Origin of the sequence: Leuconostoc suionicum, assembly GCF_001891125.1 — a bacterium.
Classification (GTDB): Bacteria; Bacillota; Bacilli; order Lactobacillales; family Lactobacillaceae; genus Leuconostoc; species Leuconostoc suionicum.
In genome coordinates this window covers 1700993-1725895 of sequence record NZ_CP015247.1, presented here as the reverse complement: position 1 = coordinate 1725895, position 24903 = coordinate 1700993, and the positions used below count along the sequence as shown (strand labels likewise).

Sequence of the window (24903 nt, the reverse complement as noted above, 5' to 3'; positions counted from 1 at the left end):
TCATGCAAAGATTAGTAATTGCTTCCAACAACTCAGAAAAGACACGCGAGATTCAGCAAGTATTTTCCGAATTTGGTGTTGATGTACTGAATTATCGTTCATTTATCGATGAGCAGGTCTTCCCACCAGAAACTACAGATGATCAGTACGAGAATGCATTAGCTAAGGCTTGTTTTATTCAAAAATTTTTGCCAAACGAATGGATATTGGCTGATGATACAGGGGCTTACTTTGATGCGTTTCCTGAACGTTTTGGATTAACAATTGCTAGGGAATTTAAAAGACTAGGATTGAAATCTATACGTGAAGAAGATGAGTACTTGTTGAATCTATATACGCCAGAGATGGCGCGTGGTGCTTATTTAGAAACATTATTTGTTTTACTAACACCAGACGGTCGTGCGCAAAAAGCGATTGGACGAGGAGGAGTCACATTGGCATCTGAAGAGCGCGGTAGCTTTTCAGTAGGATTCGATACCTTGTTTGAGGCTGAAAATGGTAAAACATTTGCGGAAATGCCAATGAATGAACGGGTAAATTTTTCACATCGTGGTCGTGCTGCAAAAGCATTGTTACGAGAACTAGGGGGGCTCTATGACAAGAGTTGAAGTTTTATTACCAAATAACCCTGTTTTAGCTAAATCCCAAGCCAAAGGAGAAGGCGCTTTGATTAGCGTTGACCAGTTAAGCGAGCCCATGGAAAAATTTCTATTGGAGGTTCAGGCGGTTTCAAGTGACTCAGGTTACTGGCTAAGTCGTGGTGCAATCAAAGCACTGAATCAAAAAATAGACAGTCCAAAATTAGTAAACTGGTTAAATCAAAATAATTATTTATGGCAAGCTAATAAACACAAATTGTACGATGATAATGGTATTATTTATGGCGTATTGAATGTTAGCCCTGAGTCATTTTACAATGGTGAGGATGTTGCTGATTTAGAAACAATGTTGCTACGTGTTGAGCAGATGATTCGACAAGGTGCAGATGTTATTGAAATAGGTGGTCAAACTACCAAACCAGGTTATATTGAGGCAGGCTTGGAACTGCAGCCGAAAACTGAGATTGAACGAGTTGCGCCATATATTATTGAAATCAAAAAAAGATTTCCAAGTGTAGCATTGGCGATTGATACTTATAAATACGAGGTTATGGTAGAGGCTGTCAATTTAGGTATTGATATTATTAATGATGTCAATGGTTTTACAGATGATAATCGCAAATTATCTTTTTTGGCTGGTAAATCTGTTGGCTTGCTGACTATGTGGAATCCACGTGCAGATAATGTGAAAAGTGTCGTTTCAGAAATGGGCGAGTGGTTTGAAGAAAATCTAAAAATAATGCGTTGTGCGGGAATCGATGAATCAAGAATTGCTTTAGATCCAGGTATTGGCTACGCAAAGAATTCGGACATGAATCAAGATTTGGCAATGATGAATAGTATCGATCATTTGCAACGTTTTAAGCGCCCTGTGATGACCGCTGTGTCCAATAAAGGATGGGCAAAATTCTTGTTAAATTTACCGAAAAATGAAAGGGCTGACGTTTCTTTAGTGGCTGCCACTGAGATGTTTAATCGTGGTGCACGCATTTTAAGAGTGCACGATGTACAATCTGCCAAGCAAATGACAACGGTTGTGAGAAAGATGGCTGGTAGTTTTTGGGTAAAAGAATAAGATTATTTATTATATTATTACTTCTTCAATAAACATCATTATTTATGGTGTTTTTTTAGTATAACTAAGAGATAATATTTAAAGGGAACTACTACGTATGACTCTTTCTTAAAATAGAGTTATACTGTTTGCGAGACAAACCATCTTTAATTACCAAGGAGAAAATCATTCAAATCTTGGATATAAAGTCATTTCACTAACTTATGTATAGTTTAATCTTCTTGTAAAGTACGTCTGTTAAGATATGTTTTGGGGTTGGAATTGGCTATTGTGAAGGAATTTAAGATAAATGAAATCAAGAAAAAAAACATCAAGATATAAGTCAAGAAGACGCAGGCGCCATCTGCATTGGGTGTTCATTACAATACCCATAGTTGTTGGTGCAGCAGGTGTACTAATTACCACACACATTATCAGTCTACCTGAAAGTATTCAGGAGTTACCGACAAAAGTATTGAAAACAACAGGGTTAAAGAAACTGACCGTTAAAAGTAGTTCACAACATTTCACAACTGTTAGTGGTGAAAAAGTTATAATGAAAACGACTACTCTTGGCAAAACATATTTGATTTCAGAAACAACAAAAAAGAAACTGACAGGATTACAAACCATTGGTAAAAAAGAATATTATTTTTCTCCTGAAAATAGTGAAATGGTGTACGGATTTAAAAAAATTGACGGGTATTATTATTACTTCGATGATGACGGCGTGAATGATACTGTCAAAGCTTATAAAAAAATTGCTTCCTCGGTTAAGAGTGATAATACGATTATTGAAAAAGTTATTTCAGGTGGTATGACTTTGGTCGGAAAGAGCCCCTACGCTTATGGAGGTGGTCGTACTGATAGTTCTATAGCTAAGAATGAATTTGATTGTTCATCATTCATTGCATGGTTTTATAGAAAAGCCGGGTTACCATTAGTGGTGCAATCTGCTGCTTCTACGACTTTGTTAGCACAAACAGGAACTGAGGTTGCATGGTCTGATATGCAACGAGGAGATATTCTTGTTACTCCAAGCACTTACACTGAGGATCGCCTTCATACTGCCATTTACCTCGGTAATGGATTCATTTTACATGATTCATCGCCTACTAATGGTGTCGCAGTTAGTCGTTTAAATGAATTGGTTAACTATAAAACATCTAAGACATTAACGTGGGCTGATTTATTAAAGCCAGGAACAGTACGTCGTGAAGTAACGGAATAAAGATTTATTATAGCGCCACTTAATCGTGGCTTTTTTGTTGCTGTAAATATTGGTATAATATTATTAGCAGTGTCTGCATGTCTGTGTGGATAAATATTTTAGCAAAAATATCATTCATTTATATATGGTACTCAGGCTTCATTCAAACTAATAAAAAGGGGAATAAGTGTTTATAATCTATGGATTAAACACAGTAAAGATATGGCACAATTATTTTTTGAATATGGCGCAATGAGTTCCGGAAAGTCTATTGAAATCCTCAAGGTCGCCCATAATTATGAATCACAAGGTCGGAAAGTGTTGTTGATGACACCTATTGTGGATTCACGAAATGGTGTTGGTGTTGTGGCTAGTCGAATTGGTTTGTCTCGTGAAGCAGTGACAGTTCAACCAGATCAAAATTTGTATCAATTAATTAAAAAAATGAAAAATGATAATTTAGCAGTAGTGTTAATTGATGAAGCGCAATTTTTAGCCGCTGAACAGGTTGATCAACTAGCGTATGTTGTTGATAACCTTAATATTCCTGTCATGACTTTTGGCTTAAAACAAGATGCTTTTAATCATTTGTTTGAAGGTTCAAAACGCTTAATCGAATTAGCTGATAAATTAGAAGAAATGAAAACAATTTGTTCATTTTGTGGCAAGAAGGCAACGACTCAATTACGTATTGTTGATGGAAAACCACAACGCGAAGGTGCGCAAGTTTTCATTGGTGGCGATGAAGCTTATATTCCTACGTGTCGTCACCATTGGTTTAATCCCGACTTAGATAAAATTGCTGAGATGTTTTCAACTGACCATGATCAGTGAATCAAGGGGCCATCGACCCTGTACATAAAAAATAAAATGTTGTTAGTGTGTCAGCACTGGCAGCTTCTACTGGAGAATAAAATGGATCCAATATTTCAATCTTTACAAACCGTCGTTGATCACTATGATGAGCTAAATGAGCAACTGGCTGATCCTGAAGTGATGAATGATGGTCAACATTATATGAAGCTTTCTAAAGAAGCTGGTGAAATACGCCAAACCGTTGAAGTTTATACACGTTATAAGCAGGTAATTCAAGATATTCAAGATGCCGAAGAACTTTTAAATGATGCTGAAATGGCACCTTTAGCTAAAGAAGATCTCAATACCTTGAGACCTGAAAAGGAACAATTGGAAGCGCAATTGAAAGTTTTGATGTTGCCAAAAGACCCTAACGACGATAAAAATATTATCATGGAAATACGTGGAGCAGCTGGTGGGGATGAATCGTCACTTTTTGCTGCTGACCTATTAGACATGTACCGTCGGTATGCCGAACGTCAAAACTGGTCATTGAGCATCATTGATGAAAGCAGTACTGAAGTTGGTGGTTATAAAGAAGTTGCTGTTATGATTACGGGTGACAATGTTTATTCTAAGCTAAAATTTGAATCTGGTGCTCATCGAGTGCAACGTGTTCCGGCTACTGAAACGCAAGGACGTGTTCATACTTCCACAGCAACGGTTGGTGTCATGCCAGAATTTGAAGAAATTGACTTTGAACTAAATGAATCAGATTTGGAAGAAGAATTTTTCCGTTCAGGTGGTGCTGGTGGACAAAACGTCAATAAGGTGTCAACAGCAGTTCGCTTAATTCACAAACCAACAGGTATTATGGTTAAGATGCAAGAAGAGAGAACGCAAATTAAAAACCGTGATAAGGCCCGAAAGTTATTGGCAAGTCGTGTTTATGATTTTTATGCACAACAAAATGAATCTGAATATGCAGCACAGCGGAAATCAGCGGTCGGAACTGGTGATCGTTCGGAACGAATCAGAACCTACAACTATCCGCAAAATCGTGTAACAGATCACCGCATTGGTCTGACACTGAATAAGTTGGATCGTATTATGAACGGTGAACTTGGTGAGGTTATCGATGCATTGGTTATTGCAGATCAAACAGCAAAGTTGGCGGAACTAAACAAATGACTGGAAAGCATTTTGAAACGCCAGATCAGTTTAAAAAATCTAAATCAGATTCCAAAGTACTTTCGAGCAAATTAAACACACCAAAATGGTTTGAATGGGACGACATTCAAAAACCAGTTAATTCAGCCACAGTAAAAATTTCATTGCTTGAGGCCAAAAAATGGGCTCTTTTAGAGCTGACCAGTGTTGGTATGCCGGCAGAAGATGCTAAGGATAATATTGATTTTCTTCTCAGTGGAGCACTGAATGTTAATTATGGTATGCTACGAGCAAATATGTCGCGACAAATGCCGGCAGCTTTAGCGGCACTTTGGCCCACATGGGTATCAGAATTAGTTAAAAATAAGCCGCCACAATATATTTTAGGTCATGCACCATTTTATGGCCGTGAATTTATGGTAGATGAACGTGTGTTGATTCCACGGCCAGAAACCGAGCAACTGGTTGAATGGATTTTGAAAGATGCTGGTAATGCTAAACATCCCGTTTCTGTGTTAGATATTGGCACAGGTAGTGGGGCAATTATTGAAACATTAATGCTTGAGAACCAGCGAGTGAAAGGGTTTGCCGCAGATATTTCTCAAGATGCTTTGACGGTAGCTGAAATGAATGCACAACGTTTTAATTTATCACATCTACATTTTGTTGAAAGCGATGTTTTTAGTGCATTAAGCGGATTGAAATTTGATCTTATTGTTAGTAATCCACCATATATTTCTAATAGTGATGAAGATGAGATGGATGACAGTGTGTTAACTTTCGAACCGCATACAGCTTTATTTGCTGAAAATGATGGTTTAGCAATTTACGAAAAACTTGCGCGTGGATTAGATGCGCATTTAACTGAACATGGCCGTGCGTATTTTGAAATTGGTTATAAACAAGGAAAGGCAGTACAGCAGTTACTACAAGCGGCATTGCCCAAAGCGAAGATAACTTTGCGACAAGATTTTGCAGGTCTTGATCGCATGATTCGAGTAGAAAAATGAAAACAAAAATTTTTGAAACCACTAAAAATGATATTGAAGAAGCTAGCCGACTTATTCAAAAAGGCGAAGTAGTTGCTTTTCCAACAGAAACAGTTTACGGACTGGGAGCCGATGCAACGAATGAATCAGCAATTAAAAAGGTATTTGTCGCTAAGGGACGACCTGCTGATAATCCTTTGATTATGACCGTAGCAGACGCTGCACAGTTGGATGAATTTGTAACTATTTCTGACCAAGCTAGGGGATTGATGGACCATTTTTGGCCGGGTTCGTTAACTATTATCCTACCTATCAAACCAGGAAAGGTGTCCATGTTGGTGACCGGTGGATTACAGACGGTTGCTTTTCGCTTACCTGCTAACGACGCGGCACGTACGTTAATTCGTGCTGCTGGTGTACCAATTGTGGGACCAAGCGCAAATACATCAGGAAAGCCATCCCCAACAACAGCACAGCATGTGTGGCACGATATGCAAAATAAAATTGCCGGAATTGTTGATGATGGACCGACGCAAGTAGGTGTTGAGTCAACGGTTGTCGATATGTCGATATCGACACCGATTATTTTACGCCCAGGCGCAGTGACTCAAACACAACTTGAAAATGTTTTACAAATGAAAGTTATTGATGCAACTAGTACAGAATCTGTTGCGAGCAATGTAACACCTAAGGCACCAGGCATGAAATATCGCCACTATGCCCCAGACAAAAATGTCGTAATGTTTGACGAATTAGATGCCTTAGACTTAAAACAAGTACTTGCACCAAATGATGTTGTAATGGCCCAAGATGATATGATTGAAAAAATGGGATTAACGAAGCGTCAGGCGTGGTCATTAGGAAACACCTTAGAAACGGCTACTGAACAGTTATTTGCTGGGTTACGTTTTTACGATGATGATAGTCAGATAACCACGATTTACGTTCAAAAGATGCCGCCGATTGGTATTGGTAAGGCCTTTAATAATCGTTTAGGTAAAGCAGCGGGAAATCAGGAATTTCAAAACTAAAAATAAAAGGAACTAAATCTGCTAACAGGTCTAGTTCCTTTTTATTTTTAATTAAGACAGTTTTCTAAATAATGACAAATGATGACACATTTCTTCAAATGAAATGATAAAATGATTATTAACTAAAAATATTCTAATAGGAGCTATATATGACGACACAACACGATTTATTTGATTCAGTTAAAGAGCAGACTATTTTGACACAAATAGCTGCACTTTCAGGTTGGGATGCTTTGACGGGGATGCCAAAGGATGCGGGACATTTTCGTGCAGAGATGGACGCATATCTAGCTGAGAAGTTATTCCAAGTTTCAACTGGAAGTGCTCGAAAAAAGATATTAGAAGATTTGGAAGCTGACGATTCATCATTAGATAATCTAGGTCATCTTGTGCTTCAAAAGGCACGTAAAGATTTTGATATGACAGGCAATATTCCTGAACAAGATTTTATTGCTTTTCAGAAAACACTTTCGGAAGCACAAGACTTTTGGGCAAGAGCGCGTGAGGCTAACGACTATAAAGTTTATCAGCCATATTTGGAACGAATTATTAGCTATTTGAAGCAATTCATTCCACTATGGCAAAAAAATGAAAAAACACCATACGATGTTTTATTAAATCAATATGAACCAGGACTAACTGTCGAAAAATTGGATGCAGTATTTGACCAAGTTAAGAATGGTATCACAACATTGCGTCACAAATTGTCGGCCAATGATTCGATACCGAATGATGAATTCTTAAGTCGTAAGGTCACTAAGGCACAACAAAGTAAGTATGCTATGGCGGCTGCACAAAGATTGGGTTACAACCTAAATAAAGGTCGGCTAGATGATACAATCCATCCATTTATGGAAGCTCTGAATCGTGATGATGCTCGTATCACCACACGTTGGGACGAAAATAATTTTCAAATGGCAGTTCTAGGCATTCTCCACGAGGCAGGCCACGGACTCTTTGAACAAAATGTTGATTCTAAGTATGACGATGTACGTTCAGTTTTGCCAATCAGCATGAGTATTCATGAATCGCAATCGTTGTTTAATGAAGTTATGGTTGGAAGATCAAAAGAATTTTGGGCAGTTGAATATCCAAAGTTACAAGCAATTGTGGCACCAACATTTGATGATATTAATTTTGATCAATTTTATCAAGCGTGGTTAAAAACTGAAGCCACACTGATTCGTACTGAAGCGGACCCGCTAACTTATCCACTGCACATCATTATTCGTTATGAAATTGAAAAAGCAATTTTTAACGATAACGTTGATATAAGTGATTTGCCAGCACTCTGGAATAAGAAATATAAAGAATATCTTGGTTTAGAAGTACCAGATGATTTGACTGGTATTTTACAGGACATTCACTGGGCGGGCGGATCATTTGGGTACTTCCCAAGTTATGCACTCGGTCACTTATATGCAGCTCAATTTAGAGCAACCATGACAAAGACGTTAGATTTTAAAGCTATCTTTGAATCGGGCGATTACTCACCAATTTTTGAATGGCGGAAGGAGCATATTTGGCAATATGGTGGGGCCGTAGACCCTAATAAAGTATTGGAAGATGCTACGGGAGAGCCTCTAAATCCACAGTACTGGCTAGACTTTGTTAACGGCCTGTATGAAAATGTTAATTGAGAAAAAGGCGTTGAACTGATGATGTTTAACGCTTTTTTATTGTGGATATTAGTTGTTTCAAGTATGAGCAAACCATTTTTCAGAAAAGAGAACACATAATCAATGAAAACGTTTTCATTGAAAAAGCCGGTAAATAGGCATTTCTAGCTTTAGTGCTTGATATAACAGTGATTTGTGCAATATTCTACTTGATATTTTGTAAGCGCTTTGATAAACTATATTCAGAAGCTGATTAACAGCACAAAGGAGAATTTTAAACATGGCACAATCAAAAGACTTTCATATCATCGCAGAAACAGGTATTCACGCACGTCCAGCAACTTTGTTAGTACAAGCAGCTTCAAAGTTCGCTTCAGATGTTACTTTGTCATATCAAGGTAAGGATGTTAACTTGAAGTCAATCATGGGTGTAATGTCATTAGGTGTTGGTCAAGGAGCCGATGTTACTATCAAGACTGAGGGTGCTGATGAAGAAGCAGCCATGACAACAATTGCTGAAGCAATGGCTACAGAAGGACTAGCAGAATAAAATGACGAAAAACTTCAAAGGAATCGCGGCAAGTAACGGCGTAGCAATTGCTAAAGCCTACTTGTTAGTTGATCCAGATTTGTCTTTTGAGAAGACAACAGTAACAAATGTGGCGGCTGAACAAGCACGTGTCGACGATGCTTTGAAGGCTTCTAGTGATGATGTTAAATTGATAAAGGCAAAGGCAACCGAAAGTTTAGGTGCTGCAGAGGCTGAAGTATTCGAAGCACACCTAATGGTTTTGGCTGATCCAGAAATGTCTGGTGCAATTAAACAAAAAATAGAAGATGACAAAGTTAACGCTGAGCAAGCTGTCAAAGAAGTCACAGATATGTACATCAGCATGTTTGACGCGATGACGGATAATGAATATATGCAGGAACGTGCAGCAGATATTCGTGACGTAACGAAGCGCATTTTGTCACACTTATTGAATATTTCTTTGCCCAATCCAGCATTAATTGACGAAGAAGTAATTCTTGTATCAAAGGATTTAACTCCTTCTGATACAGCACAACTAGATCGTCAGTTCGTAAAAGGTATTTTAACTGACCTTGGTGGTCGAACGGCTCATGCATCAATTATGGCACGTACATTGGAAATTCCAGCGGTGGTTGGTTCTGAAAAAGCAACAGTTGAAGTTTCTAGTGGTGATTTGGTTATTGTTGATGGCTTGACAGGTGATGTAATTGTTAATCCTGATGCCGATACACTTGCTACTTATCAAAAAAAGGCAGCCGATTATTTCGCACAACGTGCGGAATGGGCTAAATTGAAAGATGAGAAATCAGTGTCTGCTGATGGTAAAGAATTTATCGTTGGTGCTAACATTGGCGCACCAAAAGATATGCAAGCTGTTTTAGACAATGGTTCTGAAGGCGTTGGTTTGTATCGAACAGAATTCTTGTATATGGAATCTGATCATTTACCAACTGAAGATGAACAGTTTGAGGCTTACAAGGCTGTTGTCGAACAAATGGGTGACAAGCCCGTTACAGTTCGTACGATGGATATTGGTGGCGACAAACATCTTGATTATTGGAAATTACCTGAAGAAGAGAATCCGTTCTTAGGTTATCGTGCCATTCGTATTTCATTGGATCAGACTGATATTTTTCGCACGCAATTACGTGCATTGATACGGGCATCTGCGTTTGGCAACTTATGGATTATGTTCCCAATGATTGCAACACTAAGCGAATTCCGTGCTGCTAGAAAAATTTACCTTGAAGAACGTGAAAAGCTTGAAAAAGCGGGCGTGGCTACGGGTGAAGTTAAGTTGGGTATTATGATAGAAATTCCAGCTGCAGCAATTTTAGCCGATAAATTTGCCAAAGAAGTTGATTTCTTCTCTATTGGTACGAATGATTTGATTGCCTATACAATGGCTGCGGATCGTGGAAATGATCGTGTGGCGTATTTGTATCAACCTTATAATCCGTCTATCTTACGATTAATTAATACTGTGATTTCAGCTGCGCACAAAGAGGGCAAGTTTGTCGCAATGTGTGGTGAGATGGCTGGTGATCCTGTGGCAGTGCCACTATTAGTGGGTATGGGATTAGATGAGTTTTCAATGAGTGCGCCATCTGTTTTGCAAACTCGTTCCTTGATGAAAAAGCTCAACACAGCTGACATGAAAGTGTTGGCTGAAAAAGCATTGGACGTTGAAACGAACGACGAAGTGATTGAGTTAGTTAAGAAAGCAACCAAGTAATGTTTAGAAAAAGCGCCATTGGCGTTTTTTTTTGCTTTATAACCGTTTTTACAACTACTAATAAATATAACAATTCTCCTTCAAGTTTTATTATTTGTGATAAAATTAAACTTATGAAGATTTTAGCATTTGATACAAGTAACCAACCACTAACAGTGAGCTTGGCAGAAAATAATAGCGTAAAAAACGTTTTCACTACCAATGTAGCACGTAACCATTCCATTCAGTTGTTACCAGCAATTCGAGATATTGTGGCCTCTGAAAATTGGGCACTACAAGATATCGATCGTGTTGTTGTGGCTCAAGGGCCAGGATCGTTTACGGGATTAAGAATTGGTGTCACAGTGGCAAAAGTTTTAGCCGATACCTTGGATGCTGAATTATGTGGTGTATCTAGCTTAGCCATTTTAGCGGAACAAGTTAAAGCTGACGGGCTAGTGGTACCACTATTTAACGCCCGCAATAGAAACGTTTTTGCTGGTGTATATCAAAATGGCGTGAGTATATTTGCTGAATCTCATCAGCCAATTACAAATCTATTTGCTTTTTTGGAATCAAAGGACGCACCAATTACTTTTTTGGGTGATACCTCAGAATTTAGTGATGAAATGCAAACGCTTTTTGGTGAACGCGCAAAAATTTTGTCACCAGAAGAGAGTTTACCGGATGGGGTGGGTATTGTAACACTTGGGTTGCAAGAAACACCTACAGAAAATATTCAGGATTTTAATCCAAATTATCTACGCAAAACGCAAGCAGAGCTGAACTGGATTGCTGCTCATCCTGGTGAGGATAAACCAGAAAACTATGTTTTTGAAATTTAGAAAATCAAAGCATTTATTAAATAGTTTGCCAAAATATACCGAAAAAGTCGTTGATGTCCAAGGGACAACATTCTTATTAAGGCGAGCTACGATGTCAGACATCGATATGCTAATAAAAATTGAAGAAGCAGTTTATAATGGTTCAGCGCCATGGCTTTTACGTGATTTTGTGAGTGAACTGTCACGTCCCCATGTCCGACTGTATTTGGTCATTGAACGACGTGGTCAAATTGTTGGTTTTGCTGGTGCTGCTTTACGCACTGACATTCATGACATGCATATTACTAATATAGCTGTCCTGCCCGTGTGGCAAAATAGCGGCTTAGGCACGATGCTCATGCAAGAGCTGAAATTGTTTACCAAAAAAACCGATGTGTCATCAATGACTTTGGAGGCCAGAGTGTCCAACATAGGCGCACTGGCATTGTATGAACGACTAGGCTATAAGCAAACAGGTATTAAGAAAGGATATTACCTCGATAATCGCGAAGATGCGGTATCGATGGCACTACACTTTGATGATTCGACGAGCAACAACTGAAGATATTGACTTGATATGGCATATAGCCGATGCTGCTTTTGGATCATCCCCTTGGCCCAAAAGCGTTTTTGAACATGATTTAGCTAGTCCCAGGACAGCTTATTTTATCGGGGATGGTGGTTTTGTTGGTGTCACGACAATACTTGATGAAGCTGAAATTGTTAGTGTTGCAGTACATCCTGATTATCAAAAACAAGGTGTAGCACAGAACATTTTTAAACATATTTTTAATATGAAGCAAGTTACTCGATTTTTGCTTGAAGTATCAGCACAAAATGGAGGCGCCCAAGCATTATATAGAAAACTGGGATTTACAGAGTATTATCGTCGTGAAAAATATTATAGAAATGGTGATGATGCAATTATGATGGAGAAAAAAATTGACTAAAATAATTTCCTTTGAATCAAGTGCGGATGAAACAAGTGTCGCCATTGTTGAAGACGGTAACATTGTTCTAAGCAACAGTGTGGCTACTCAAATTAATTCACATCAACGCTTTGGTGGTATTGTTCCTGAAGTGGCTAGTAGACATCATATTGAATGGATTACCCGGGTACTAAATGATGCTTTAGACACGGCTCATGTAGAACCCAAAGCGCTTGATGCGGTTGCTGTAACATATGGACCGGGACTAGTCGGCTCTTTATTAGTAGGCTTAATGGGGGCGAAAACATTTGCTCTGGCGCATGGTTTGCCAGTTATTCCAGTTAATCACTTAGCAGGCCATATTGCGGCGGCAAATTTCAACAAACCAATTAAATATCCAGCCATGGCATTAATGGTTTCTGGTGGACATACTGAACTTGTATTGATGCGTGAAGAAAATCAATTTGAAGTCATTGGTGAAACACGTGATGACGCAGCAGGAGAAAGCTTTGACAAAGTTGGGCGGCTATTAAATTTGCCGTATCCTGCTGGGAAGACAATTGATGAGATGGCTCATAGAGGCCAACCAACCATTAAATTTCCAACTGCCATGGCACATGAAGATAACTATGATTTTAGTTTTTCTGGTTTGAAGAGTGCGGTAATTAATTATGTGCATCACGCCAATCAAAAAGAGGAAACAATCAACCAGGATGATTTGGCGACTAGCTTTCAAAATGCTGTTGTTGATGCATTAATTGGTCGAACAAAACGAGCATTAGAAAATTTTCCCGTTAAAAGTTTCGTATTAGCTGGCGGTGTCGCCGCAAATTCTCAATTACGTGAAGAATTGACTATGCTATTAAACGATTTTCCAAAGACAGAATTTATCCCCGTTCCGATGCAGTATACAGGGGATAATGCGGCAATGATTGGTGCTGCAGGTTATTGGAATTACAAGAAAAATATTTTTGCTGATTTAGATTTAAACACGGATCCGGGATTAGATTTTGAATTGTTACAATCTTGACATCATTGTGAAAACATCACTATCTTTTGCTAAAACCTTTTTATATATGGTATACTAGTTATGCAAAAGTTCACAAGTTTAACTAATGGAGATAATTATGACTCAACAACCTAAAATACCGCGTGCAACTGCTAAGCGGCTACCTATATATTTTCGTTATCTAACATTTTTACATGATGCTGGCAAGGAACGGATTTCTTCCTCAGAGTTGAGTGAAGCTATTAAGTTCGATGCGGCAACAATTCGTCGAGATTTTTCATATTTTGGTGCGCTAGGTAAGCGTGGCTATGGTTATGATGTCAAAGCGCTTTTAGATTTTTTTGCCAATGTATTGGACCAAGATAGCTTAATTAATGTGGCTTTAATTGGTGCTGGTAACCTTGGACAAGCGCTGTTGAATTTCAATTTCCATCAATCATCAAATATGCGTATTGCAGCAGCATTTGATGCTGACGAAAAACGTGCGGGTACAATTTTATCAGGTGTGCCTATTTATTCTATGGCAGAATTACAAGAACAGATGACAGCACAACGCATCAATATCGCGATTCTAACTGTTCCTCAAGGCGTAGCACAAGAAATAACAGACCAATTAGTAGAAACGAGCGTTAAGGGCATTTTAAACTTTACACCGGTGCGTGTAACTGTTCCGGCAGGTGTTCGTGTACAAAACGTTGACTTAACAAATGAATTACAGACGTTAGTTTATTTCATCGAAAACTACGGCTCAATTACGACAGGACTATAATTTCACATGACTATTTTAAATTTAGATGATTCCAAAAAAGTAACTGATTACCAGCAATTCGTTCGTGAAAATCCCCGTGGGCAAGTAACACAGGATCCATTGTGGGGAGAGTTAAAATCCAACTGGGGACACATTTACGTTTACCACGAAACTGACGGAAAAATTGATGCCGCTATGTCTATTTTAACCGTCGAAGCAGTGCCAGGAAAACTATTAGCTTATGTTGGCCGAGGGCCAGTAGCTGATGTTGAGGATATTGACTTGATTAAGTCAATGATTAATGAAGCATTGACGGCTTTGCCAGATAATGTATTTTTGGTACGTATGGATCCTGAGGTATCATATTCTGATGCGTTAAATCAAAAGTATATTGATGCTGGATTTAAAACAAGAAACAAACAAGTTGAGCATATGCATGGTAACATTCAACCACGTAAGAATGTTGTTTTGTACTATGATGGTCGTGGTGAAGGGGCTAAACCCATTACAAATGAAGAAGAGTTAATGCTTCATTTTAAGCCGAAAGTCAGAAATGATATTCGTCGTGCTTTTCGTGACGGGGTTACTGTTACAAGTGGTGATAGTGAAGAAGACATTCGCGCATTGTTTGATACATATGTATCGATGGCGAAGAGCCATGGTATTACCCATCGACCAATTGACTATTTCTTACGAATGCAAAAGTTATGGGCTGGCACGGGATTATTCCGTGTTTATCTAGCCCATTATGAAAATCAAGTTATTGCCAGTGGCCTTGGTTTCTCTTATGGTGATGAAATTTGGTATATGTACGCTGGTTCATATCGTGAATTTGGAAAGCATAATGCGCCTGCAGCTATTCAATATGAGATGCTTAAGTGGGGACTTGAATTAAGCAAAGTTGAGTACGATTTTGGTGGCATCGGTGAGTTTGATAATTCAGATGGATTGTACAAATTCAAGCATGAATTTGCTTACCATGATCCCCATGCTGAGTATATTGGTGAACTAGATTGGGTAATTGATGAATCTGGTTATCAAGAATATCTTAAACAATTTGAATGAAATTAGCGCTTAACGGCGCTTTTTTGGTACAATTGAAAGATAGTATTTACGAGTAGGAGACAAGGAATGTCAATTAAATTAATTGCGTCGGACATGGATGGCACGTTTTTAACGGCAAATGACGAATATAGTCAAGCTAGATTTGAACGCGTTTTATCAGTCATGAAGACACGCGATATGCGTTTTGTTGCGGCTTCAGGGCGCCAAGTTAAAAATCTACAACAATTGTTTGCCCCAACAATTAATAATGGCTTTGAAATGGATTTTGTTGGTTCCAATGGTGCAGTTGTATCAACATTTGACCAACAATTGTATTCGGTACATTTGTCAGCTAATCAATTAGAAAAGGTCATTGACTGGAATGCTAAAAATCCGGAGTCAGCGGAAAACATTATTATCATGACAGGTGATAAAGGCACATACGTGTCTAACCATGCTACGGGTCAAGTTGCGGAAATGGTTTTTCAATTTTATCCCAACGTCAAGCAAGTTGAAAAATTAATGCAAGTTGATGATCACATTTTGGGTATTACTTTTGTGTGGCCAAATAATGAAGTGCAGCAACATGTATCAGCGCTTAGAAATATTTTTGGCAACGAATTGCACGCAACTGGGTCAGGATTTGGCTCTGTTGATGTTTTAGGAAAAGGTGTGGATAAGGCAGCAGGGCTACAAGTTTTGCAGGATTACTACAATGTTTTAGATAGTGAAGTGATGGTATTTGGCGATAACGGTAATGATTTAGAGATGTTGACTAAATACGAAAATGGGTTCGTGATGCCTAATGCGGAGCCGTTTATGCAACAAAGAGTAACTAAAAAAGCCGTCGATGTGAACACAAACGACGGTGTTTTGAAGACAATCGAACAATATTTAGGTATTTAAAAAAGCGGCTCACGTCGCTTTTTTTGGTGACCAAAATCGGTTAATCGCGATGGCTATGACCACACCGATGAAAGTATCAATAATACGGTCAATGACATAAACTATGGTTGCGCCAGCTGGAATGTTTAATGAGATCATTAATAAGGCAGCCATTGCCCCAATAACACCGCTATTGTAGTTGAAGCCATCCAATAAAACGATCACAACAATAACAAGTAGAGGTAAAAGAATCATGGAAACCCAAGCAGCTTGATGCGTTTGTTGGTGAATAATGAAATAAAATAGTGCAAAAGCACCACCAACTGTGTTGGAAATTAACCGCACCTTGGCAAAGTTAAGCGTTTTATCCCAACTTTCTCGCAGTGCAAAAACCGCCGCTAAACACGCAACAAAAGGCGGACGATTAAAAAAATAAAATGACGTGATGATTAGCATAACGGCTAGAGCAGTCTTTAATGTACGTAACCCTAATCGAAAATTCCCGAATTGCATAAATTTCTCCAATTAATATTTTATTATTTTATCATAATTTTATGGTACTATCTAGTTATGAATATTATTTGGCTTCATGAAAGGATTTTACTATGTCTAACCCAACCTTAGATGTGCTTAATCAACATATGTCCATACGTTCCTTTACAGATGAAATGGTCTCTGATCAACAGGTTTCAGAAATTATTCGTGCTGCAACTGCTGGGCCTAATATGAATAATTACCAACCAGTAACTTTTGTAGAAATTACGTCACAAGATATAAAAGCCGATATTACCACTAAAGTAGGCATGAAATATATTGAAACTGCGGCAAGATATTTTGTTGTAACAGTTGACTACAATAAAGATTTAATAGGCTTAAACGATGAACAGCGCCGTCAGGCAGAAGAGAACATACAGAGCTACGCAGTACTTGAAGGTGGTATTGTGAGCGCCGGAATTGCTCTCGGACGGGCTCAGGTTGCTGCTGAATCACTGGGATTGGGCAGTGTGACAATGGCTGGTGCATTAGGGGCTTTTGAAATTTACGAAGAGCATCTTAACTTGCCACGTTATGTGAAAGCGGTGATGGGCTTTTCAATCGGTCATCCGGCGGATAACCCTGGTATTAAGCCAAAACTTGGTGAAAGCGGCTTTTTGATGAAAGATCGCTATAAGCAATCACAGTTAGAAGAGGCAGTTACTGTTTATAATAAAGTGATGGTTGAATATTACGCGAATCGAGGTATTGAACGTTCCTGGACAGAAAACAATGCCCGAATGTTAACTCGTGAACAAAAAACAACACCATTATTGACGCAGTATGCTAAAGATAAAGGATTTAACCTAAAATAAAATTTTTTAAATAAAAATGAAAGCGATTACATTATGACGATATTACATTTACAAGCAGAGTTACATGAAAAGATGTGGGGTGGAAGCGCCTTGAAAGCCTTTAATTATAAAATTCCGAGTGATCATACTGGGGAGGCTTGGACAATTGCTGCCCATAGCAATGGACAATCTACTGTAATTAACGGGGAATTAGCAGGTCAAGGATTAAGTCGCGTTTGGCAAAACCATCCAGAGTTGTTTGGTGGTCATGGACGTGATGAAGCATTTCCACTATTAGTGAAAATTTTGGATGCCCATGAAAATCTATCAATTCAGGTTCATCCGAATGATGAACAGTCTCACGAAAAATTTGGCAAAACAGAAAGTTGGTATATTTTAGATGCAAAGCCAGGATCTAAAATATATTATGGTCATCATGCGAAAACACGAGATGAACTAAAAAAGATGGTTGATCAAAAAGAATGGCACAAGTTATTGCGCACGATTCCAGTGCAGAAAGGAGATTTCTTTTATGTCGCTTCTGGTACATTTCACGCTTTAGGGGCTGGCATTATTGCTCTTGAGATACAGCAGAGTTCTGACACAACATATCGATTCTACGACTTTGATCGAATTGATGCCACCACAAAAGAAAAGCGCCCGCTCCAAATTGAAGAGGCCTTAGCAGTTACGACTGTGCCTCATGTAGATCCTACCTTAATTCAAGATACAACGATTGTTGATCAAACTGTCATTGAACGTTTGGTAGTAGCAACAAAATTTACCATAGATAAGTTGTTGGTTCGCGGTCCATCATTGTTTGAACAAACTCATCATTATGAACTGTTTACAGTGATTGAAGGGTCCGGTTTTATCGATGCCGATCAAATCAAAAAAGGTGATAGTTTTATCGTATTGAGTGATGCAAAAAACTACCGATTAGATGGTGATATGACACTCATACGCAGTTTTGTCACGCCTACAACAACAAATAAAGACGTATTTGTGAGATAAGTTTAGAAGATGTCGCTAAATTGTAAGTTATTATTTCATTAGTTTTCATCACAATTTACTTTTAGAAAAATTATTTTATGAAAAGAAAATACAAGGTATGTAAGAAAAGGTGAAAGCTTGTACTTTTTTGTAAACTAGGATTATAATTAAATATGTAAACGGTAACAAAAAACTTACTTGAAAGCGTTTACAAAACTGTTTTGTTCCGTTATAATCATATAGTAAGTATTTTAATGAGAAGGAGATAACCGTATGGTTAATCTAATTATTGCCAGTCACGGAGACTTTGCAAAAGGTATACTGATGTCGGGTTCAATGATTTTCGGTGAACAAGAAAATGTTGAAGTTGTTACATTTTTACCTAATGAAGGTCCAGATGACTTAGATAAACATTTTCAAGAAGCACTAGCCAAGTTCAACAATGACGATCAAGTCTTGTTTTTAGTTGATTTGTGGGGTGGCTCACCATTCAATCGTGCTAGTCTGATTCAAAAACAAAATCCAGAAAAAATGGCTATTGTAGCTGGATTGAATTTGCCAATGCTAATTGAAGCGTATGCTGGTCGGTTAAGTCAAGATACAGCAGCCGGTTTGGCGACTTATTTGGTTCCAGTCGCTAAAGACGGTGTGAAGTCAGTTCCGGAGGCTGAGGAGGATACCTCTGCGGATAACGCAACTAAAGCATCTACAGCAGGTTTGAAAGAGGGACACATTAATATTAAGTTAGCGAGATTGGATACTCGTTTGCTTCACGGTCAAGTCGCCACTGCATGGACACCTGATTCAAAAGCAAATCGCATTATCGTTGTTTCAGATGCGGTTGCAAAAGACGAATTACGCAAAAGTTTGATTCAGCAAGCTGCGCCTAACAATGTCCGTGCAAACGTTGTGCCAATCAGTAAAATGATTGAGGTTGCAAAAGACGATCGTTTTGGTGGCGTTGATGCTTTCTTGTTGTTTGAGACTGTTGAGGATGTTTTGGCTGCTGTTGAAGGCGGGGTTCCAATCAAAACGTTGAATGTGGGATCGATGGCACATTCAGAAGGAAAAACAATGGTCAATAAGGTCTTATCAATGGATAAGACTGATGTCGCGGCCTTTGAAAAGTTACGTGATTTAGGTGTTGAATTCGATGTTCGAAAGGTTCCTAATGATAGTAAGGCTAACTTGTTTGAATTGATTAAGAAAGCGAATGTTAAATAATTTTACATGAAAAATGTTTAATTAAGAAAGGTGTCTAATATGTCTGTTATTGCGATAGTGTTAGTCGTAATTATTGCCTTCTTTGCAGGTATGGAAGGTATTCTTGATGAATTTCAAATTCATCAACCACTAGTATCAGCCACGTTGATTGGTTTAGTAACTGGTCATCTTACGGCAGGTATTATTCTAGGTGGTACATTACAAATGATTGCTTTAGGTTGGGCTAATATTGGGGCTGCTGTTGCTCCGGATATTGCTTTGGCCTCAGTAGCCTCTTCGATTATTATGGTTAAGGGTGGCGATTTCTCAGGAACTGGTATTTCAGTGGCTGTTGCTTCTGCTATTCCGTTGGCTGTTGCCGGTCTTTTCTTAACCATGATTGTTCGTACTATTGCGGTGGGTTTGACTCACGGTGCTGATGCTGCCGCTAAAGAAGGAAAAATAGGTACAATTGAACGATTGCACTTGTTTGCTCTTATATTACAGGGTCTACGTATTGCCATTCCGGCTGCAATATTAATTGCTGTTCCTGCAGCAGCTGTTCGAGCAGTATTAACATCAATGCCTGAATGGTTGACCGGTGGTATGACAATCGGTGGTGGTATGGTTGTTGCCGTAGGTTATGCCTTGGTTATCAATATGATGGCAACACGTGAAGTATGGCCATTCTTCGCCATTGGTTTTGCACTTGCAGCTGTTAGTGAACTGACATTAATTGCTTTAGGTGCAATCGGTCTTGCTCTTGCTTTGATTTATATTAATTTGTCAAAGATGGGTGGTAACAACAACGGCGGCGGTTCAAATGGTGGCGGCGATCCAGTCGGCGACATTTTGAATAAGTACTAGAAAGGGGCAAGATAATGGCTGAAACAAAAATTGAACTAACACGAAAAGATCGTATGTCAGTTGCATGGCGTTCACAATTCTTGCAAGGATCATGGAACTACGAACGTATGCAAAACGTTGGATGGGCTTATGCCATGATTCCGGCGATTAAAAAGTTATACAAGTCAAAAGAAGATCGTTCTGCGGCCTTGCAGCGACATCTAGAATTTTTTAACACTCATCCTTATGTTGCTTCACCTATTCTTGGTGTGACATTGGCCTTGGAAGAAGAACGTGCCAACGGTGCTCCGATTGATGATACTGCTATTCAAGGGGTTAAGATTGGTATGATGGGTCCGCTAGCTGGAATTGGTGATCCTGTCTTTTGGTTTACGATTCGACCAATTATAGGTGCATTAGGTGCATCCTTAGCAATGAGCGGTAATATTCTTGGCCCTATCCTGTTCTTTGTTCTTTGGAATATTATCCGTATGGCCTTCTTATGGTATACACAAGAATTTGGTTATAAAGCTGGTAGCGCCATCACACAAGATTTATCAGGTGGCTTACTAAAAGATATTACCAAAGGTGCTTCGATTCTAGGAATGTTTATCTTAGCGGTCCTAGTTGAACGTTGGGTATCAATTAAATTTACTCTTCAGTTACCTGCAAAGAAGTTGTCCGAAGGGGCTTATATTAACTTCCCAAATGGCGCCGTTACAGGTGGACAATTACAAAAAATTCTAAGTGAACAGGCATCAGGGTTGTCTTTAACTAAAGTAGCGCCTAATACTTTACAAAGTAACTTAGATAGCTTGATTCCTGGTTTGATGGGTCTTTTGTTGACATTCTTGGCAATGTGGTTGTTAAAGAAGAAGGTTTCTCCAATTGTTATGATTATTGGTATTTTCATCTTTGGTATCGCAATGCATGCTTTAAACATAATGTAATAAAATTTCTGATAAAAGTGCTTGTCGATGAGGCGAGCGCTTTTGTCAATACATAAGAAGTTAGGGGAAAGAAATCATGGTACAATCTTTGAATACGACGGCAGAATTGACAACACCGGGGATTTCTTATCTTGGTATTGGGGCTAAATATGGTAAGATTTTAGTAGGTGATAGGGCATTTGAGTTTTTCAATGATAATAACGTTGAAGATTACATTCAAATTCCATGGCAAAATGTCACGGCCGTATATGTACACGTTTCAGGAGAACGAGTAAGTCGTCGATTTAAAATTAAAACGGATAAGGTAGATTTGGATTTTTCTGCTAAGGAGTCAGGTAGCGTACTTAAAGTAATGCGTGAGCATCTTGGAAATGAAAAAATACTACGAATGCCTACTTTATGGGACACAATCCGGTCACACTTTAAACACAAATAAATTTTCAAATGCCACAAACAATGAGGATACTAAATGAAACTACTTAAAAACTATCAAGCACTACGCTATATCGTTATTGTAATGGCACTGGAAATTGTGGCAATTAGTATCAATTTTTTCTATGCACCCGCAAAGGTTGCTGCCGGTGGTGCTACGGGATTTGCTATTTTGATGAATGAATTGGTTGGATTTGATCGTGCAGCAACTGTTTTGGTTGTTAATTTGATTATGATTGTTTTGGCGGGTGTTTTTTTAGATCGCGGTACGACGGCTCGAATTGCATTTGGCAGTATTGTGTTGCCAATTTTGTTAAAAATCACACCGAGCTTTCAAGTATTGCACGATAGAACATTTTCTGTATTAGTTGGTGGCAGTATTTTCGCGGTAGGTGTAGCATTGCTATACCGTATTGATGCCTCAAGTGGAGGTACAGCAGTACCGCCAATGATTTTTAAAAAATATTTTCGTATCTCACCAGCGTTGTCATTATTGGCAATTGATACGATTGTATCATTAGGAAACTTGGCTACTGAAGGGCTAGAAGCGCTGATTTTGGCATTGTTTTCATTAGTTATTACTGCCGTGGTCATGAATTATATTGAGACAGGATTAGATCGTCGTAAAATGGTTTATATCACGACAAATGACCGTATTGATGATCTGAAAAAGTATTTAATTGATGGCGACAAAGGTTTTACAATTATGGATGTACTTGGTGGTTATATGGGCGATGGCCGAGAAATGCTTATGGTTGTTCTTGATAATCACGAATATAATCATTTTTTGCGTGGTATTCACCAAGTTGATCCTGAGGCATTCACAATTGCTTACGATATTTCTGAAGCTCATGGTGGTACATTTTTTTAAAGACATGATGTTTATATCATGTCTTTTTTGTTGACATTTAGTACGATAGTGATATACTTAAAGTTGTAATTAGCACTCATTATAAAAGAGTGCTAAAAAAGAAAATCTCGGAGGTATGAATCCATGTTGAAGCCATTAGGTGATCGTGTGATTATTGAAGTAACGGAAGCTGCAGAAGAAACTGTCGGTGGGATTGTTTTGGCAAGTAATGCCAAAGACAAGCCTGTTACTGGTAAAGTTGTAGCTGCGGGTACGGGTTATGTCTTAAATGATGGCACAGTCCGTGATTTGACAGTTAAAGTCGGTGATGAAGTCTTGTTTGATAAGTATGCAGGACAAGAAGTGTCATTTGAGGGGCAAGATTACTTAGCATTGCACGAAAAAGACATTGTTGCAGTCGTCGAATAATTATCAAATCAAAGGAGATATTTAAATCATGGCTAAAGAATTAAAGTTTTCAGAAGATGCACGCGCAAAGATGAAGGCGGGTGTTGATAAACTAGCTGATACAGTTAAAACTACAATTGGACCAAAGGGTCGTAACGTGGTCTTGGAACAATCATACGGTGCACCAACAATTACAAACGATGGTGTGACAATTGCCAAGGCAATTGAATTAGAAGATCATTTTGAAAATATGGGTGCTAAGCTTGTAGCTGAAGTTGCTTCAAAGACAAACGATATCGCAGGTGATGGTACAACAACTGCTACTGTTTTGACTCAAGCAATTGTTGGTGAGGGCTTGAAGAATGTGACTGCCGGTGCTAATCCTGTTGGTATTCGAACAGGAATTGAAAAAGCTACTGCTGCAGCCGTTGCAAAGCTGCATGAAATGTCACACACAGTTAATACTAAAGATGAAATTGCACAAATTGCATCAATTTCAGCCGCCAATGAAGAAGTTGGTGAATTAATTGCTGAAGCAATGGATAAAGTTGGTAATGACGGTGTAATCACCATCGAAGAATCAAAGGGTATCGAAACAACACTTGATGTTGTTGAGGGTATGCAATTTGATCGTGGTTACATGTCACAATACATGGTGACTGACAATGACAAAATGGAAGCCAACTTAGATAATCCATACATCTTGATTACTGATAAGAAGATTGGTAACATTCAAGATATTTTGCCAGTATTGCAAAGTGTTGTTGAACAAGGACGTGCTTTGTTAATCATTGCTGACGATATTACTGGTGAAGCATTGCCAACACTAGTTTTGAACAAGATGCGCGGTACATTTAATGTTGTTGCGGTTAAGGCACCAGGATTTGGTGATCGCCGTAAGGCACAATTGGAAGATATCGCTATCTTAACTGGTGGTACAGTAATCACTGAAGATCTTGGTTTGAATTTGAAGGATGTTACAATTGATCAACTTGGTCAAGCTTCAAAGATTAACATCACAAAGGATAACACAACAATTGTTGAAGGTTCAGGTGATAAGGGTGCTGTCGCATCTCGTGTTGACACAATCAAGCAACAAATTGCTGAAACAACTTCTGATTTTGATCGTGAAAAGTTGCAAGAACGTCTTGCAAAGTTGGCTGGTGGTGTCGCTGTTATTAACGTTGGTGCAGCCACAGAAACTGAACTGAAAGAACGTAAGTACCGCATTGAAGATGCTTTGAATGCAACGCGTGCTGCTGTCGAAGAAGGTTTCGTTGCCGGTGGTGGTACAGCCTTGGTAAATGTTATTGCTGCTGTTTCAGCTTTGTCAGAAGAAGGCGACGTTCAAACTGGTATCAATACTGTTATTAAAGCATTGGAATCACCTGTTCGTCAAATCGCTGAAAATGCTGGCTTAGAAGGATCAGTGATTGTTAACAAGTTGAAGGAACAAAAAGAAGGATTTGGTTACAACGCTGCTACTGATGAGTGGGTAGACATGATTGCCGCTGGTATTGTCGATCCTACTAAGGTAACACGTTCAGCATTGCAAAATGCCGCCTCTGTTTCAGCATTGTTGTTGACAACAGAAGCTGTCGTTGCTGAAGAACCAAAAGATGACGCACCAGCCGCTATGCCACAAGGTGGTATGCCAGGTATGATGTAGTCATACATCTAAAAGCGACCCAATTAAGGGTTGCTTTTTTGTTTGCAAAATAACGCTTGACAATTGTATCTA

General features: G+C 38.7%; 27 protein-coding genes. 26 read left to right on the top strand and 1 reads right to left on the bottom strand.

Going from position 1 to position 24903, the window contains the following annotated elements; translation table 11 throughout:
* Positions 1-2: 2 nt before the first annotated feature.
* From A6B45_RS08680 to A6B45_RS08600, 17 genes are all read left to right on the top strand, one after another.
* A complete protein-coding gene (locus A6B45_RS08680) occupies positions 3-608 on the top strand; it encodes a non-canonical purine NTP pyrophosphatase (RefSeq protein ID WP_081371192.1) in 606 nt (201 codons plus the stop codon).
* Positions 595-1674 (top strand): dihydropteroate synthase, encoded by a 1080-nt coding sequence (gene folP, locus A6B45_RS08675; protein WP_072614208.1) that lies wholly within the window; start codon positions 595-597, stop codon positions 1672-1674. The genes A6B45_RS08680 and folP overlap by 14 nt, the downstream gene beginning before the upstream one ends.
* A gap of 289 nt (positions 1675-1963) precedes the next feature.
* On the top strand, positions 1964-2884 hold the full coding sequence (locus A6B45_RS08670) for a C40 family peptidase (protein ID WP_072614207.1): 921 nt from the start codon (positions 1964-1966) through the stop codon (positions 2882-2884).
* Positions 2885-3085: 201 nt separating this feature from the next.
* The gene (locus tag A6B45_RS08665; protein ID WP_072614206.1) at positions 3086-3697 is read left to right on the top strand and encodes a thymidine kinase; all 612 of its coding nucleotides are present in this window, start codon (positions 3086-3088) and stop codon (positions 3695-3697) included.
* A gap of 81 nt (positions 3698-3778) precedes the next feature.
* The gene (prfA, locus tag A6B45_RS08660) at positions 3779-4849 is read left to right on the top strand and encodes a peptide chain release factor 1 (RefSeq protein ID WP_072614205.1); all 1071 of its coding nucleotides are present in this window, start codon (positions 3779-3781) and stop codon (positions 4847-4849) included.
* Positions 4846-5838 carry a peptide chain release factor N(5)-glutamine methyltransferase gene (gene prmC / locus A6B45_RS08655; RefSeq protein ID WP_072614204.1) on the top strand — a complete coding sequence of 331 codons (993 nt, stop codon included), beginning with the start codon at positions 4846-4848 and terminating at the stop codon, positions 5836-5838. Before prfA ends, prmC begins: the two co-directional genes overlap by 4 nt.
* Positions 5835-6848, top strand: a complete 1014-nt coding sequence (locus tag A6B45_RS08650; protein ID WP_072614203.1) for an L-threonylcarbamoyladenylate synthase — start codon at positions 5835-5837, stop codon at positions 6846-6848. The genes prmC and A6B45_RS08650 overlap by 4 nt, the downstream gene beginning before the upstream one ends.
* 149 nt (positions 6849-6997) lie before the next feature.
* Entirely contained in the window at positions 6998-8488 is a 1491-nt protein-coding gene (locus A6B45_RS08645) for a carboxypeptidase M32 (RefSeq protein WP_072614202.1), read from the top strand.
* Between the two features lie 259 nt (positions 8489-8747).
* A complete protein-coding gene (locus A6B45_RS08640) occupies positions 8748-9017 on the top strand; it encodes a phosphocarrier protein HPr (RefSeq protein WP_002815800.1) in 270 nt (89 codons plus the stop codon).
* A 1-nt stretch (position 9018) separates the two neighbouring features.
* On the top strand, positions 9019-10734 hold the full coding sequence (gene ptsP / locus A6B45_RS08635; RefSeq protein WP_072614201.1) for a phosphoenolpyruvate--protein phosphotransferase: 1716 nt from the start codon (positions 9019-9021) through the stop codon (positions 10732-10734).
* A 113-nt stretch (positions 10735-10847) separates the two neighbouring features.
* Entirely contained in the window at positions 10848-11558 is a 711-nt protein-coding gene (tsaB, locus tag A6B45_RS08630) for a tRNA (adenosine(37)-N6)-threonylcarbamoyltransferase complex dimerization subunit type 1 TsaB (RefSeq protein WP_072614510.1), read from the top strand.
* Entirely contained in the window at positions 11542-12099 is a 558-nt protein-coding gene (gene rimI, locus A6B45_RS08625; RefSeq protein ID WP_072614200.1) for a ribosomal protein S18-alanine N-acetyltransferase, read from the top strand. Before tsaB ends, rimI (A6B45_RS08625) begins: the two co-directional genes overlap by 17 nt.
* Complete coding sequence (gene rimI, locus A6B45_RS08620) at positions 12077-12487, top strand: ribosomal protein S18-alanine N-acetyltransferase (RefSeq protein WP_011680374.1); 411 nt, start codon at positions 12077-12079, stop codon at positions 12485-12487. The genes rimI (A6B45_RS08625) and rimI (A6B45_RS08620) overlap by 23 nt, the downstream gene beginning before the upstream one ends.
* Positions 12480-13496, top strand: a complete 1017-nt coding sequence (gene tsaD, locus A6B45_RS08615) for a tRNA (adenosine(37)-N6)-threonylcarbamoyltransferase complex transferase subunit TsaD (protein WP_072614199.1) — start codon at positions 12480-12482, stop codon at positions 13494-13496. The genes rimI (A6B45_RS08620) and tsaD overlap by 8 nt, the downstream gene beginning before the upstream one ends.
* Positions 13497-13593: 97 nt before the next feature.
* On the top strand, positions 13594-14244 hold the full coding sequence (locus tag A6B45_RS08610; protein WP_072614198.1) for a redox-sensing transcriptional repressor Rex: 651 nt from the start codon (positions 13594-13596) through the stop codon (positions 14242-14244).
* 6 nt (positions 14245-14250) lie between these two features.
* Positions 14251-15288, top strand: coding sequence for a lipid II:glycine glycyltransferase FemX (locus A6B45_RS08605; RefSeq protein ID WP_072614197.1), 1038 nt, complete (start codon positions 14251-14253; stop codon positions 15286-15288).
* 66 nt (positions 15289-15354) lie between these two features.
* Positions 15355-16173, top strand: coding sequence for an HAD-IIB family hydrolase (locus A6B45_RS08600; protein WP_072614196.1), 819 nt, complete (start codon positions 15355-15357; stop codon positions 16171-16173).
* Positions 16174-16182: 9 nt separating this feature from the next.
* On the opposite strand, the gene A6B45_RS08595 is transcribed toward A6B45_RS08600, so the two are convergent.
* Positions 16183-16665: an FUSC family protein gene (locus tag A6B45_RS08595; RefSeq protein WP_072614195.1), complete on the bottom strand. Its 483-nt coding sequence runs from the start codon at positions 16663-16665 to the stop codon at positions 16183-16185.
* Positions 16666-16757: 92 nt separating this feature from the next.
* On the opposite strand from A6B45_RS08595, the gene A6B45_RS08590 reads away from it, so the two are divergent.
* The 9 genes from A6B45_RS08590 to groL all read left to right on the top strand — a co-directional run bounded on the left by A6B45_RS08590 (position 16758) and on the right by groL (position 24831).
* Positions 16758-17501: a nitroreductase family protein gene (locus A6B45_RS08590; protein ID WP_072614194.1), complete on the top strand. Its 744-nt coding sequence runs from the start codon at positions 16758-16760 to the stop codon at positions 17499-17501.
* Positions 17502-17534: 33 nt separating this feature from the next.
* Complete coding sequence (locus A6B45_RS08585; RefSeq protein WP_072614193.1) at positions 17535-18494, top strand: type I phosphomannose isomerase catalytic subunit; 960 nt, start codon at positions 17535-17537, stop codon at positions 18492-18494.
* 252 nt (positions 18495-18746) lie between these two features.
* Positions 18747-19697, top strand: a complete 951-nt coding sequence (locus A6B45_RS08580) for a mannose/fructose/sorbose PTS transporter subunit IIA (protein WP_072614192.1) — start codon at positions 18747-18749, stop codon at positions 19695-19697.
* 39 nt (positions 19698-19736) lie between these two features.
* Positions 19737-20543, top strand: coding sequence for a PTS mannose/fructose/sorbose transporter subunit IIC (locus tag A6B45_RS08575; RefSeq protein ID WP_072614191.1), 807 nt, complete (start codon positions 19737-19739; stop codon positions 20541-20543).
* 14 nt (positions 20544-20557) lie between these two features.
* Positions 20558-21472, top strand: a complete 915-nt coding sequence (locus A6B45_RS08570) for a PTS system mannose/fructose/sorbose family transporter subunit IID (protein WP_072614190.1) — start codon at positions 20558-20560, stop codon at positions 21470-21472.
* A gap of 76 nt (positions 21473-21548) precedes the next feature.
* Positions 21549-21908, top strand: a complete 360-nt coding sequence (locus A6B45_RS08565; RefSeq protein ID WP_072614189.1) for a DUF956 family protein — start codon at positions 21549-21551, stop codon at positions 21906-21908.
* A 33-nt stretch (positions 21909-21941) separates the two neighbouring features.
* Positions 21942-22775, top strand: a complete 834-nt coding sequence (locus A6B45_RS08560; RefSeq protein ID WP_072614188.1) for a YitT family protein — start codon at positions 21942-21944, stop codon at positions 22773-22775.
* Between the two features lie 123 nt (positions 22776-22898).
* A complete protein-coding gene (gene groES / locus A6B45_RS08555) occupies positions 22899-23183 on the top strand; it encodes a co-chaperone GroES (RefSeq protein ID WP_002815782.1) in 285 nt (94 codons plus the stop codon).
* Between the two features lie 28 nt (positions 23184-23211).
* Positions 23212-24831, top strand: a complete 1620-nt coding sequence (gene groL / locus A6B45_RS08550) for a chaperonin GroEL (protein WP_011680362.1) — start codon at positions 23212-23214, stop codon at positions 24829-24831.
* The last annotated feature ends 72 nt before the right edge of the window (positions 24832-24903 follow it).